Below are 13,397 nucleotides of genomic sequence, written 5' to 3' on the forward strand. Positions count from 1 at the left end.
GATGAGCGAACTGGGAGACGGCACCCGCTGCGTCCGCGCCGGCCTGCCCGAGCCGGCACCGGGTGACCCGTTCCTGCCGGGCCCGGTCTTCGCCGCGCCGTACCACCTCGACCCCTGGCAGGGCCAGGGCACGTCGCCGAACGGCTACGGCCGCCCCGACAACCCGACCCGGCGGCTGTTGGAGGCCGCGGTGGGCGAGTTGGAGGGCGGCGACTGCCGGGTCTTCGCCAGCGGTCAGGCCGCCATCACCGGGACGCTGCTCACCCTGCTGCGCCCCGGGGACACCGTCATGCTGCCCTCCGACGGCTACTTCCCCGTCCGGGCGTTCGCCACCGCCGTGCTGGAGACGATCGGCGTACGGGTGGTCTTCGTGCCGACCGTGGGGCCGTACCCGTCCTTCGAGGGCGTCCGGCTGGTGCTGGTGGAGACCCCGGCCAACCCGGGTCTGGACGTGGTCGACGTGGCCGCCCTCGCGGAGCGGGCGCACGCCGCCGGCGCGCTGCTCGCGGTCGACAACACCACTGCCACCCCGCTCGGGCAGCGCCCGCTGGACCTCGGCGCCGACCTGGTGGTGGCCTCCGGAACGAAGGCGCTCACCGGCCACTCCGACCTGCTGCTGGGCTACCTGGCCAGCCGGTCCGCCGAGGTCATCGAGGCGGTGACGCTCTGGCGTACCGCCACCGGCTCGGTGCCCGGAGCGTTCGACGCCTGGTTGGCGCACCGGTCGCTGGCGACCCTCGACCTGCGGCTGGCCCGCCAGAGCGCGAACGCCGCAGCCGTCGCCGACCTGCTGGCGGGCCGGCCGGACGTGACCGGTCTGCGCTGGCCGGGGCTGCCGGACGACCCCGCGTACGCGGTGGCCTCGGCGCAGATGCGCCGGATGCCCGGGGTGCTCTCGTTCGACCTGGGCGACGCCGACCGGGTGGCCCGCTTCGTCGAGGCCGCCCGGCTGGTGGCGGCGGCCACCTCGTTCGGCGGTCTGCACACCACTGCGGACCGGCGGGCGCAGTGGGGGGACGACACGGCCCCCGGCTTCGTCCGGCTTTCCTGCGGTGTGGAGGACACACCCGATCTGGTGGCCGACATCGCCGCCGCCCTGGACGCCGCCGGGCCGGCCTGAGTTATCGTGTCCGCGGCCCGCGGGTGTGGGCCTCGACCGGAGGAGGTGAGACCGATCCGCCAGCCAGTAGGACCGGCGCTTCCTCCCGTGTCCACGCCGCTCTAGCGGCCTCGGGAGCGCCGGCGAGCGTTCCCGGAGGCTTTCTGATGGTGACACCCTTCCCCACCGACCGGACCACCCTCGTGAGCCGGCTGCGCGCCGCCGGCTGCGTCTACGCCGAGGACGAGGCCGAGCTGTTGCTGGCCGCGGCGGACTCCCCGGCGACGCTTGCCGACCTGACCGCACGGCGCGTGGCGGGCGAGCCGCTGGAGTACCTGCTCGGCTGGGCCGAGTTCTGCGGCCTGCGGATCTCCGTCGACGCGGGCGTCTTCGTGCCGCGCGGTCGGACGGCCCTGCTGGTCGACGCCGCCGTCGAGCTGACCGGCCCGGCGCCGGCAGTTGTCGACCTCTGCTGCGGCTCCGGGGCCACCGCTGTCGCGCTGGCCCGCCGGCTCGCGCCCCGCTGGTTGGCCGCCGCCGACATCGACCCGGCGGCGGTGGCGTGTGCCCGCCGCAACCTCGCCGGACTGCCCGCCGAGGTGTACGAGGGTGACCTGTTCGCGCCGCTGCCGGCGCACTGGCGGGGGCGGCTCGACCTGGTGGTGGCCAACGCCCCCTACGTGCCGACCGAGGCGGTGGCGCTGATGCCGCCGGAGGCGCGGCTGCACGAGGCCCCGGTGGCGCTCGACGGAGGGCCGGACGGGCTCACCGTGCTGCGTCGGGTGGGCGTCGACGCGGCGCACTGGCTGGCGCCCGGTGGGCATCTGGTGGTCGAGGCCGGCGAGACGCAGACCGACGCGCTCTGCGCGGCGTTCCGCGCGGCCGGGCTGGTCCCGACCGTCCGGCACGACGAGGACCGGGACGCCACCGCGGTAACCGCCCGCCGCCCAGCCTGATCCGCCCAGCGGCGCTGCGGCGGAAGTGCCTGGTCGACCCGCCCCCTTGTTCGCGTCCTTTGCTCTGCTTCAACCGGCGCAACACTCGCGGCCGATTTGTGTTGCGTGGAGTGAAGCAGAGCAAAGGACGCGCGACAGCAATCCGGGGCACCGGGGACAGGAACTCCGATGTCACCGGAGCTCGGCTGGTACCCCCAGCCCCAGTTTCAGCGGGCGGGCGTGGCGGGGGAGCGGGGTTGGCACTAGCCTCGGCTCACACTCATGAGGGCGGGAGGCGGTTGCGGTGGGCAGCGCAGGTGTGCCGGTGGTCGTCGGCCTGGACAACGGCGGCACCAGCAACAACGCCACAGTCCTGACGGTGGATGGCAGGTTCCTGGTGGACGGGCTGCTGGAGATCCCGAGCGAGGTGCGTGAGGGGCCGGAGGCCGCGATCGAAGCGCTCGCCCAGGCGCTGGACGGGGCTCTGGCGCAGACCGGCGTCTCTCGTGACCTGGTCCAGGCCGTCGGGCTGGACACGCCCGGCCCGGCCAGCGCCACCGGCGTCATCTCGTCGCGCGGCTCGACCAACTTCTCCCAGCCGGCCTGGCGTGGTTTCGACGTGCGGGGCGCGCTCCAGCGGCGGCTCGGCCTGCCGGTGATCTACCACAACGACGGCAACGCGGCAGCGCTCTACGCCCACCACGTGTACTTCGGCGACGAGGCGATGACGCGATCGTCGGTCTCGGCGATCGTCGGCACCGGCCTCGGCGGCGGGGTGGTCGAGAGCGGCAAGGTGATCGCCGGCGCCGCCGGCATGGCGGGCGAGCTGGGTCACGTGCACATCCCGCTGAACGGGCTGCTCGGCCCGGGTCAGCCGGAGCCCATCTGCGCCTGCGGCTTCACCGGCGACGTGGAGAGCGTCGCGTCGCTGACCGGCATCGAGAACAACCTGCTGCCGTACTGGCTGACCCGCTACCCCGACCACCCGCTGGCCGCCGAGCCGGCGGCGCGGGCCGCGAAGCTTGTGCGGGGCTACGGCGAGCGGGGTGACGCCATGGCCCGGGACCTCTTCACCCAGCAGGCGATGGCGCTGGGCCGGCTGTTCACCGTGGCGGCCAACTTCACCGATCCCCACGCGTACTTCGTGGGGGGCGGGGTGGTGGAGGCGGCGCCGGAGTTCCGCGACTGGTTCCTGGCGACGGTCCGCGAGCACACGGTCCTTCGCGAGGAGCAGGCCGCGGTGGCCACGTTCGCGCTGGTTCCGGATCGCGACATGGCAGGTGCCAGGGGTGTGGCGATCGCCGCCCTGGAGGCGTTGCGCGCGGTCCCGGAGCCCCGTCCGCTGGTCGCCTGAGTCGTCCCCGGTTCGTCGGCCGAGCCGGCCCGCCGTGAGCCTCCCCGTCCGCGCCCCGCTGATCGGGCGGTGCGGGCCCGGTCAGCGGGGCGCGGGGGCGGGGTGGTCGCGCTCCGGTCAGCGGCGCGGCGGGGCCTGGGCGAAGGCGGCCCAGGCCGCCGGGCGGAACAGCAGGGCCGGGCCGGCCGGGTCCTTGGAGTCGCGGACGGCCACCAGTTGGGGGATCGTGGCCACCTCCACGCAGGCGCCCTCATCGCCGCTGCGGCTGCTCTTGCGCCACGCCGCCGTGGCCAACGCCGCTGTGATCGTCGGTGTCATCGGTCCTACCGTCCCTTCAGGACTGACAGGAGCATCGCCCGGCTGTCCGCCGGACTGAGCGCCACGCTGCGCAGATGCTCCATGATCTTGGTGCAGGTACGCGTCTCGCCCGCGCGGTCGAGGATCATCTGACCGGCGACGGTCTCCACCGACGCGATGATCGGGTCCTCCGGGTCGGCGAACTCCAGAATGTGCAGCGAGCCCCGGGTGCCCCGGTGGTAACCGGCGGAGAGCGGGATCACCTGAACGGTGATGTTCGGCAGTTCGGCCATCTTGACGAGGTGCCGTAGCTGGCCGTCCATCACCGACTGGTCACCGACCGGGCGCAGCAGCGCGCCCTCGTCGATGATGGCGTCGAGGATGGGTGGGGTGTCGGCGGTGAGCCGCACCTGGCGGTCGAGTCGGATCTTGACCCGCTGCTCCACCAGCTCGTCGCCGAGGGTGTGCGGGCCGCCGCGCATCACGCCGCGGATGTAGTCGGCGGTCTGCAGCAGGCCGGGCACCACCGAGGGCTCGAAGTTGGCGATGGCGGTGGCCTCCGCCTCCAGGGCGATGAAGTCGATGGTGCGCGGGTCGAGCAGGTACGAGTACGACACCCACCAGCCCGGTTTGCGGGCGTCCTTGGCGAGCTGCACCGCGGCGGCCACCTCCTCGGAACCCACCCCGTACGAGGTGAGCAGGGCGCGCACCGTGGCCGGGCTGATCAGCGTCTGGGCGTTCTCGTAGCGGGAGAGGGTGCTGCGGGTGCTGTTGATTTCATCCGCGGCGGTCTCCAGCGTCAGCCCGGCGGCTTCCCGGTGATGGCGTAGGGCGATGCCGAGCCGGCGGGCGCGGGCGGTCTTCGGGGCCATGCATCGATGGTCGCACACATTCATGGGAACGGGTACATGAGAGATGGCCGATGAGAGTTGCATTCATGGCTGTAGACGTGTCAATCTGTCATCGCGTCCTCACCGCCGGTTGTCGTGGCGACGGTGGTGGTGAGCGACCGGAGGGGATAGGGCGCGCGGCGATCGGGTTTCTCCCCCGTACCCGATCGCCGCGTGCCGCCCGTTCCAGCCGCCGGAAGGAGACGACGTGCACACCGGTCCGAAGTCTCTCGCCCCGCAGCGCGAGGGGCGGCGATGACCCGCTTCCTGGTCGTGCTCACCGACGTGCGTCCCGTCGAGGGCGTCGACCGCAACGAACGCGTCACCCCGGAGCGTCGCCGCCAGGTGGTCGGCGCCAGCAGCAGGGAGGCCGCCGACCGGATCGCGGGCGCCTTCATGGCGCTGGGGATGGTGCGGGCCGGGCGGCAGCGGGTGAAGGTGATCGCGGTCGGCCGCCGGCACGCCGGAGACTGATCAGGCCCCGAACATTCCGTCACGCACCGTATATGCTCTGTTGACCGATTGCCGTGTCGCTTCGGGGCTCGCCGGGTATCGCCGCGCCTGATCGCCACGCACAGTAAGGTCAACCGGGTGAGCGCCACCGGCGAGCACGACCAGCCGCAGTCGCGTACGAAGAGGTGACCGGAGTGACCACCCCAGGCAAGACCCGCGTGGCGATCGTCTTCGGCGGCCGCAGCCCGGAACACGGCATCTCCTGCGTCAGCGCCGGCAGCGTGTTCGCCGCACTCGACCCGGACGAGTACGAGGTGGTGCCCGTGGGCATCACCCGCGCCGGCCAGTGGGTGCTGACCAGCGGCGACCCCGCCCAGCTCGCCATCAACGCCCGCCAGCTCCCGGAGATCACCGCCGAGTCCGGGACGGACCTCGTGCTGCGCGCCGATCCGACCGGCAACGGGCTGATGGTGCTCGACCAGACCGAGGGGCCCCGGGCGCTGGCCGACGTGGACGTGGTCTTCCCGGTCCTGCACGGCACGTACGGCGAGGACGGCACCATCCAGGGCATGCTGGAGATGGCCGGCATCCCCTACGTGGGGGCGAACGTGTTCGCCTCCGCCGCCGCCATGGACAAGGAGTTCACCAAGAAGCTCTGCGCTGTCGAGGGCATCCCGGTCGGCGCGTACGCGGTGCTGCGCAACGGGATGACGCTCAGCGAGCAGGACAAGAAGCGGCTCGGCCTGCCGGTCTTCGTCAAGCCGTCGCGCGCCGGCTCGTCGTTCGGCATCACGCGCGTCACCGACTGGGCCGAGCTGGACGCGGCGGTCGCCACCGCCCGGCAGTTCGACCCGAAGGTCATCATCGAGGCCGCGATCGTCGGCCGCGAGATCGAGTGCGGTGTGCTGGAGGGCGAGGCGGGCGGTGTCCCCGAGGCGTCCGTGCTGGCCGAGGTGCGGGTCGTCGCCGACCACGACTTCTACGACTTCGAGGCCAAGTACCTCGACGACTCCTGCGAGTACGACATCCCGGCCGGCCTGCCGGACCGGGTGACCCGCCAGGTGCGGGAGTACGCCGTCCGCGCGTTCACCGCGCTGGACTGCGCCGGCCTGGCCCGGGCCGACTTCTTCGTCACCCCCGAGCTGGACGTCTACCTCAACGAGATCAACACGATGCCCGGGTTCACCCCGACGTCGATGTTCCCCCGGATGTGGGCGGCCTCCGGCCTGGAGTACCCCAAGCTGGTCAACCGGCTGATCCGCACCGCCCAGCGGCGCGGCGTCGGCCTGCACTGAGCAGTCGCCCCCGACGCGCGGCCCGCCGTACGGGCCGCGCGTCAGCGGATCAGCGCTGGCAGCCGGCGGGGATGGTCCCGCCCGAGGGCACCGACGCCACGATCGCGCTGGAGATCGGCGAAACCCACTGCAGCGGCTGCTCGTACGAGCGTGGAATGCGGACGGTGACCGGTGTCTCCCGATCGACAGTGGTGAGCACTGTCACGTCGGTCTCCTCGACGGGATGCCAGCAGACCCGGTTGACGGTCCAGACCTCGTCGGTGGCCGGGACGGTCGGCGCGGCGCCCCCACAGGCCACGGTGAGCGCGGGGTCGCCGTACGCGGCGTTCTGCTCCGGACCCGCAGTGACCGGGCGCTGGGCCAGGTCACGGATGGTCTGCGGCAGCTGGGAGAGCAGCGCGCGGCAGACCGTGGCCGGACGCTCGGCCAGCGCCGGGGCGGCCATCTCGACCGGGGCGGTGGACTGCGCCCGTGCGGTGCTCGGCGAGGGGCTCGGCGAGGCGGCGGGCGTGTCCGGGGCGAGCTTGGCGAAGGCCAGCACGGCCACCAGCAGCGTGATCGGCAACGCGATCAACGTGGCCAGCAGGGCGGCGCCCCGGATCGTCCGGTCCCGGCCGGCCGGCGCGTCGGCGCCCTGCTCGGCGCTGTCGCGGATACCGTCAGCCGGCTCGGGCGTCCCGTCGGCCGGCTCGCGCTTTCCGTCGGCCGGCTTGGGCTTGCCGTCGTCGTCGAGAGCAGCCGAGGAGGTCGTCATCTCGTCCACTTACAGCCGCACCACCGAACACGTGAGGGTGCGGGTGATGCCGGGCACCATCTGCACCTTGCTGACGATGAGTTTGCCGAGCTCGTCGACGGTGTTCGCCTCGGTGAGGACGACCACGTCGTACGGCCCGGTGACGGCGTCGACGCGTACCACGCCGGCGATGTCCGCGATGAGACCCGCCACGTCACGTGCGCGGCCGACCTCGGTCTGGATGAGGATGTACGCCTGTACCACGACTCGACCTCCGTCCGTCGCCGCCCGGGAGCGGCCCGAAGGGTGAAACTACCTTACGGACCAGGTCTGATCCCTATCGGTGGTCAAGGAGCAGCGGTGAGCGAGCGCGGCGGTGCCGGGCAGTACGGGCCGAACGCCGGCGGTGGCGCCAGCGTGGCCGGGATCGGCGAGTTCGGGCTGATCGGGCGGATCACCGCCCGATTGGCGATGGGCCCGACGACAGTGCTCGGCCCGGGTGACGACGCGGCGGTGGTGGCCGCGCCGGACGCCCGGGTGGTCGCCTGCACGGACGTGCTTGTCGACGGACGGCACTTCCGGCGGGACTGGTGCTCGGCGCGCGACGTCGGTCACCGGGCCGCGGCGGCCAACCTGGCCGACGTCGCGGCGATGGGCGCCACCCCGACAGCCCTGCTGGTCGCCCTCTGCATGCCCGCCGACCTGGAGACGAGTTGGGCGGAGGGCCTGGCCGACGGGTTGGCCGCGGAGGCCGCCACTGTCGGCGCGAGCGTCGTCGGCGGGGACATGTCGGCCAGCCCCACCCTGACCATCGCGGTCACCGCCCTGGGCGACCTCGCCGGCCGGGCGCCGGTGGTGCGCTCCGGCGCCCGCCCCGGGGACGTGCTCGCCCTGGCCGGTCGCATCGGGTACGCGGCGGCCGGGCTGACCGTGCTCAGCCGGGGATTTCGCACACCCCGGCTGCTGGTCGAGGCGTACCGGCGGCCGCAGGTCGCCTACCCGGCCGGGCCGCAGGCCGCCCAGCTCGGCGCGACCTCGATGATCGACGTCTCGGACGGGCTCCTCGCCGATCTCGGGCACGTGGCGCAGGCCAGCGGTGTGGCGATCGACGTGCGCCGCGGCGCGTTCGAGGTGCCCCGGCAGATGGCCGACGCCGCGCGGGCGCTCGGCGTCGACCCGTACACCTGGATTCTGGCCGGTGGCGAGGACCACGCGCTGGCCGCGACCTTTCCCGCGACGGTGGCGTTGCCGCCGGAGTGGCGACCCATCGGCCTGGTCACGGAGGGTGCCGGAGTGACTGTCGACGGCGGCGCCTACGACGGGCCCCGGGGCTGGGACCACTTCCGGTGACGCCGCGCGCCGGCCGTATTCTGGACACCGTGAGTGAGATCGAGATCCGGGTGGTGCGGTTCGACGCGCCGGTGGCGCAGCAGCTGATCCGGGCCGCGCTGGCCGACCTCGGTGCCCGCTACGGGGGTACCGGCGACGACACCCCGGTCGCCGCGAGCGAATTCGAGCCGCCGGACGGCGCGTTCCTCGTCGCCTACCTGGCCGGTGAGCCGGTCGGCTGCGGCGGCTGGCGCAGCCACGGTGCGGACACCGCCGAGCTGAAGCGGATGTACACCGCCCCGGCGGCCCGTGGTCGCGGCGTGGCCCGGACGGTCCTCGCGGCCGTCGAGCGCTCGGCCCGCGAGCAGGGCCGCAAGCGGATGGTCCTGGAGTGCGGGGACAAACAGCCCGAGGCGATCGCCATGTACGCGTCCGCCGGTTATGACCGGATCCCGAACTTCGGCTTCTACAAGGACGCGGAGGGCTGCGTCTCCTTCGGCCGCACGCTCTGAGCGGCAGGCGCCCACCCGGGCGCGGACACGACAGAGCCGGCGGACCGCAGGGGTCCGCCGGCTGAGCCGAACGAGAAGAGTTGGTGCTGCCGCGTCAGGCGCGGGTGACCTTGCCGGCCTTGATGCACGAGGTGCAGACCTGCAACTTCTTGGTGTTGCCGCCACCGGCCGGGGTACGCACCGACTGGATGTTCGGGTTCCAGCGGCGGTTGGTCCGCCGGTGCGAGTGGGACACGTTGTGGCCGAAGCCCGGTCCCTTGCCACAGACGTCGCACACGCTAGCCACGGGATACTCCTGGGATTGAAACGTTCATGAGGTCGCCGGCAGGCGCTGCCCGGGCAACCTGGTCAGGTTACCCGATGACCCGCCGACCCGGCCAACCGGCCCGGTCGGGCGGTCGTGCACGGCCCGGCCCGGGCCTGCTGGTGGGCCGGTGGGCCGGCCCGGCGGCAACCGTACCGGAGGCGTCGGCCCGGCCCGGGAGCGCCGTCGGACCGGGCGCGGGCGGACACGCCGGACGAGTCCGACGCGTGTCGGTGCGCAACAGTAGGCTTCTGGCCGTGCTGGACACCCTCGACGCCGCCGCGGTCCGCCGCTGGTGCGCGAGCGGGCTGGCCGCGCTCAAGCGCCACCAGGGCGAGATCGACGAGCTCAACGTCTATCCGGTGCCCGACGGCGACACCGGCACCAACCTGGTGCTCACCCTCACCTCGGCCCAGCAGGCCCTGTCGATGGACCTGGACACCCTCCCCGACAGCGGCCCCACCGCCCACGGGCACGCGCTGCGGCTGATGGCCCAGGGCGCGCTGCTCGGCGCCCGGGGCAACTCGGGGGTCATCCTGTCGCAGATCCTGCGCGGCTTCGCCGACGCCGTCGTCGCCGTGCCGGTGGTGCGCGGGCAGGCACTGGCGGTCGCGCTGCGGGCCGCGACCGCCGCCGCGTACACGGCGGTCGGCCGTCCCGTGGAGGGCACCCTGCTCACCGTCGTCGCCGCGGCTGCCACCGGGGCCGAGCAGGTGGGCGGCGACGACCTACCCGCGGTGGCGCGCGGCGCGGCGCGGGCCGCGGCCGAGGCCCTGGCCCGTACGCCCGAGCAGTTGCCGGCCCTGGCCCGCGCGGGGGTGGTCGACGCGGGCGGGCGCGGGCTATGCGTCCTGCTCGACGCCCTGGTCGAGGTGCTCACCGGGGAGAGCGCCACAGGGCTCGCGCCGCCGCCGCGCACCGCCCGCCCGGCGGCCACCGTCGCGCGCGAGACCGGTTCGACGGAGTACGCCTACGAGGTGCAGTTCCTGCTCGACGCCCCCGCCGACGCGGTGGCCGTGCTGCGCCGGACCCTGGAGGCGCTGGGTGACTCGCTCGTCGTCGTCGGCGACGGCCGCGAGCCGGGCGGCACCTGGAACGTGCACGTGCACGTCAACGACGTGGGCGCGGCGGTCGAGGCCGGGGTCGCCGCCGGCCGCCCGTACCGGATCTCGGTGACCCGCTTCGCCGACCAGCCCGAGCCGTCCGCCGGCCCCAGCGAGGACGGTCGGGCCGCCGTGGTGGTGGCCACCGGCAGCGGGATCGCGGAGCTGTTCGCCGCCGAGGGCGCGACTGTGGTGCCCGGCAACCCGTCCACGGGTGAGCTGCTGGACGCCGTGCGCGGCACCGGGGCGTCCCGGGTCGTGGTGCTGCCCAACGATCCCAACACGGAGGCGGTCGCGAGCGCGGCGGCCCGCGAGGCGCACCGGCACGGCATCAAGGTGAGCGTGGTGCCGACCCGTTCGCCGGTGCAGGCCCTCGCGGCCCTGGCGGTCCGCGACGGCACCCGCCGCTTCGAGGACGACGTGATCGCGATGGCCGAGGCGGCCGGCGCCTGCCGCTACGCCGAGGTCTGCCATGCCAGCCGGGAGGCGCTGACGGTCGCCGGCCCGTGCCGCCCCGGCGACGTGCTGGCGCTGGTCGAGGGGGAGGTGCACCTGATCGGCACCGATCTCACCGACACCTGCGCCGCGGTGGTCGACCGGATGCTCGGCGGTGGCGGGGAGCTGGTCACCCTGCTGGCCGGGGTGGACGCCCCCGCCGGGCTCACCGATGCCGTCCGCGCGCACGTCGCGCGGCGCTGGCCGTTCGTCGAGGTGCAGGCGTACCCGGGCGGTCAGCCGTTCTATCCGCTTCTGGTGGGGGTCGAATGAGCGAGCCGGCCACTGTGGACACCCCGTTGAAGAAGCTCGTCGGGGACAAGACGGCCAAGGCGTTGGCCACCCACCTCGACCTGCACACCGCGGGTGACCTGATCTACCACTTCCCGCGCCGCTACGACGAGCGCGGCGAGCACACCGACATCCGGTCGCTGGACGTCGGTGAGCAGGTCACCGTGCTGGCCCAGGTGCAGCGCACCGCCGTACGCCCGATGCGCCAGCGCCGGGGCAACCTGCTGGAGGTGACCGTCGGCGACGGCTCCGGCGGCCTGCTGACGCTGACGTTCTTCGGCAACCAGGCGTGGCGCGAGCGCGAGCTGCGTCCGGGCCGGTGGGGGCTGTTCGCCGGCAAGGTCACCGAGTTCCGGAGCAAACGCCAGCTCAACGGCCCGGAGTACGTCCTGCTCGGCGAGGGCGGCGAAGGCGAGGCGGCGGTCAGCGACGAGATCGAGGAGTTCGCCGGCGCGCTGATCCCCGTGTACCCGGCGGCGGCGGCCGTCCCGACCTGGGTGATCGCCCGCTGCGTACGGGTCGTGCTGGACACGTTCACCCCGCCGGAGGACCCGCTGCCGGCCGCCGTGCGGGCCAGCCGCAAACTCGTCGACCTGGGCGCCGCCCTGCGGGAGATCCATCGGCCGTCCACCAAGGAGGAGCTCTACCGGGCCCGACACCGGCTCAAGTGGGACGAGGCGTTCGCCGTCCAGGTGACGCTGGTGCAGCGCAAGCACCGGGCCGCCGACTGGCCGGCCCGGCCCCGCCCGCCGCGCGCGGGTGGGCTGCTGGACGCGTTCGACGCCCGACTGCCGTACGAGCTGACCGCCGGCCAGCGCGAGGTGGGCGCGGAGATCGCCGAGGACATTGCCGCAGCGCACCCGATGCACCGGTTGTTGCAGGGCGAGGTCGGCTCGGGCAAGACGGTGGTGGCACTGCGGGCCATGCTCCAGGTGGTCGACGCGGGCGGGCAGGCCGCGCTGCTGGCCCCCACCGAGGTGCTGGCCGCCCAGCACCACCGGGGCATGCTCGACCTGCTCGGGCCGCTGGGCCGGGCCGGTGAGCTGGATTCCGCCGAGCACGCCACCCGGGTGGAGCTGGTCACCGGCTCGTTGGGCGCGGCAGCCCGCCGACGGGCCCTCGCCGAGGTGGCCAGCGGCAACGCCGGGATCGTGCTCGGCACCCACGCGTTGCTCTACGAGGGCGTCGACTTCGCCGACCTGGGTCTCGTGGTGGTCGACGAGCAGCACCGCTTCGGCGTGGAGCAGCGTGACGCGCTGCGCGCCAAGGCCGACCAGCCCCCACACACGCTGGTGATGACGGCGACGCCGATCCCGCGCACGGTCGCGATGACCGTCTACGGCGACCTGGAGGTGTCCACACTCTCCCAGCTGCCCCGGGGTCGCTCGCCGATCGCCTCGCACGTGGTGCCGGCCGCCGAGAAGCCGGCCTTCCTCGACCGGGCGTGGCGGCGGCTGCGCGAGGAGGTGGCCGCCGGCCACCAGGCGTACGTGGTGTGCCCGCGCATCGGTGACGGCCCGACGTCCGACGAGGAGCCGCCACCCGAGGACGACAACGGGCGCCGGCCGCCTCTCGCCGTGACCGAGGTGGCCCCGCTGCTGGCCGAGGGGCCGCTGCACGGGCTGCGGATCGGGGTCCTGCACGGCCGGCTGCCCGCCGACGAGAAGGACGCGGTGATGCGCTCCTTCGCGGCCGGTGACCTGGACGTGCTGGTGGCGACCACGGTGATCGAGGTCGGCGTCGACGTGCCGAACGCCACCGTGATGATCGTGCTGGACGCCGACCGGTTCGGTGTCTCCCAACTGCACCAGCTGCGCGGTCGGGTCGGCCGGGGTGCCGCCGCCGGGCTCTGCCTGCTGGTCAGCGAGGCCGCCGAGGGCTCGTCGGCGCGGGAACGGCTGGACGCGGTGGCGTCCACCGGCGACGGCTTCAAGCTCGCCGAGCTGGATCTGGAGCAGCGCCGTGAGGGTGACGTGCTGGGCGCCACCCAGTCCGGGCACCGTTCGCACCTACGCCTGCTGTCCCTGCGCCGCGACGCCGACCTGATCCGCGACGCCCGCGCCGAGGCGATCACCCTCATCGAGGAGGACCCGGAGCTGGCCCGCAACCCCGCGCTGGCCGCGTCGGTCGCCGCGCTCGTCGACGAGGACCGCGCGGAGTACCTGGAGAAGGGCTAGGCGCGCTGCTTGCTGACCCCATCCGGTTTCCCGGAAACCGGGGTGTTCCGGCCACGGTGACACCCCGGTTTCCTGGTTGCCGAGTTGATCATCTGCACAGACCGAGGGCGCGTCGACCGGGTGGTCGACG

The 13,397-nt window shown here is 73.8% G+C and carries 14 protein-coding genes; 9 read left to right on the forward strand and 5 right to left on the reverse strand.

Annotated elements, in window-relative coordinates; genetic code table 11:
• The first annotated feature begins 1 nt into the window (after position 1).
• From AB0B97_RS16105 to AB0B97_RS16115, 3 genes are all read left to right on the forward strand, one after another.
• A complete protein-coding gene (locus tag AB0B97_RS16105) occupies positions 2–1,120 on the forward strand; it encodes a cystathionine gamma-lyase (RefSeq protein ID WP_357494236.1) in 1,119 nt (372 codons plus the stop codon).
• Positions 1,121–1,266: 146 nt separating this feature from the next.
• The gene (locus AB0B97_RS16110) at positions 1,267–2,055 is read left to right on the forward strand and encodes a putative protein N(5)-glutamine methyltransferase (RefSeq protein WP_357494238.1); all 789 of its coding nucleotides are present in this window, start codon (positions 1,267–1,269) and stop codon (positions 2,053–2,055) included.
• A 283-nt stretch (positions 2,056–2,338) separates the two neighbouring features.
• Positions 2,339–3,388 (forward strand): ROK family protein, encoded by a 1,050-nt coding sequence (locus AB0B97_RS16115; RefSeq protein WP_357494240.1) that lies wholly within the window; start codon positions 2,339–2,341, stop codon positions 3,386–3,388.
• A gap of 117 nt (positions 3,389–3,505) precedes the next feature.
• Here the strand turns inward: AB0B97_RS16115 and AB0B97_RS16120 are convergent, their stop codons facing one another.
• On the reverse strand, positions 3,506–3,706 hold the full coding sequence (locus tag AB0B97_RS16120; protein WP_234591412.1) for a DUF397 domain-containing protein: 201 nt from the start codon (positions 3,704–3,706) through the stop codon (positions 3,506–3,508).
• A 5-nt stretch (positions 3,707–3,711) separates the two neighbouring features.
• Entirely contained in the window at positions 3,712–4,557 is an 846-nt protein-coding gene (locus tag AB0B97_RS16125) for a helix-turn-helix transcriptional regulator (protein WP_234591405.1), read from the reverse strand.
• Between the two features lie 273 nt (positions 4,558–4,830).
• Here AB0B97_RS16125 and AB0B97_RS16130 point away from each other — a divergent pair, with 273 nt between their 5' ends.
• Together AB0B97_RS16130 and AB0B97_RS16135 are read left to right on the forward strand one after the other, a co-directional pair.
• On the forward strand, positions 4,831–5,049 hold the full coding sequence (locus AB0B97_RS16130) for a hypothetical protein (RefSeq protein ID WP_234591403.1): 219 nt from the start codon (positions 4,831–4,833) through the stop codon (positions 5,047–5,049).
• A gap of 173 nt (positions 5,050–5,222) precedes the next feature.
• Complete coding sequence (locus AB0B97_RS16135; protein WP_357494243.1) at positions 5,223–6,323, forward strand: D-alanine--D-alanine ligase family protein; 1,101 nt, start codon at positions 5,223–5,225, stop codon at positions 6,321–6,323.
• A gap of 49 nt (positions 6,324–6,372) precedes the next feature.
• On the opposite strand, the gene AB0B97_RS16140 is transcribed toward AB0B97_RS16135, so the two are convergent.
• Both AB0B97_RS16140 and AB0B97_RS16145 read right to left on the reverse strand, forming a co-directional pair.
• A complete protein-coding gene (locus AB0B97_RS16140; protein WP_357494245.1) occupies positions 6,373–7,077 on the reverse strand; it encodes a DUF3515 family protein in 705 nt (234 codons plus the stop codon).
• 9 nt (positions 7,078–7,086) lie between these two features.
• Positions 7,087–7,320, reverse strand: coding sequence for an Lrp/AsnC ligand binding domain-containing protein (locus tag AB0B97_RS16145; protein WP_007456453.1), 234 nt, complete (start codon positions 7,318–7,320; stop codon positions 7,087–7,089).
• Between the two features lie 96 nt (positions 7,321–7,416).
• Here AB0B97_RS16145 and AB0B97_RS16150 point away from each other — a divergent pair, with 96 nt between their 5' ends.
• Positions 7,417–8,406 carry a thiamine-phosphate kinase gene (locus tag AB0B97_RS16150; protein WP_357494247.1) on the forward strand — a complete coding sequence of 330 codons (990 nt, stop codon included), beginning with the start codon at positions 7,417–7,419 and terminating at the stop codon, positions 8,404–8,406.
• Between the two features lie 29 nt (positions 8,407–8,435).
• On the forward strand, positions 8,436–8,897 hold the full coding sequence (locus AB0B97_RS16155; RefSeq protein ID WP_357494249.1) for a GNAT family N-acetyltransferase: 462 nt from the start codon (positions 8,436–8,438) through the stop codon (positions 8,895–8,897).
• Positions 8,898–8,991: 94 nt separating this feature from the next.
• On the opposite strand, the gene rpmB is transcribed toward AB0B97_RS16155, so the two are convergent.
• Positions 8,992–9,183 carry a 50S ribosomal protein L28 gene (rpmB, locus tag AB0B97_RS16160; RefSeq protein ID WP_007456456.1) on the reverse strand — a complete coding sequence of 64 codons (192 nt, stop codon included), beginning with the start codon at positions 9,181–9,183 and terminating at the stop codon, positions 8,992–8,994.
• 275 nt (positions 9,184–9,458) lie between these two features.
• Between rpmB and AB0B97_RS16165 the strand changes: the two genes are divergently transcribed.
• Positions 9,459–11,072, forward strand: a complete 1,614-nt coding sequence (locus AB0B97_RS16165; protein ID WP_357494251.1) for a DAK2 domain-containing protein — start codon at positions 9,459–9,461, stop codon at positions 11,070–11,072.
• Complete coding sequence (gene recG, locus AB0B97_RS16170) at positions 11,069–13,267, forward strand: ATP-dependent DNA helicase RecG (RefSeq protein WP_357494253.1); 2,199 nt, start codon at positions 11,069–11,071, stop codon at positions 13,265–13,267. Before AB0B97_RS16165 ends, recG begins: the two co-directional genes overlap by 4 nt.
• Positions 13,268–13,397 lie beyond the last annotated feature (130 nt).

Source organism: Micromonospora sp. NPDC049004 (genome assembly GCF_040649315.1).
Classification (GTDB): Bacteria; Actinomycetota; Actinomycetes; order Mycobacteriales; family Micromonosporaceae; genus Micromonospora.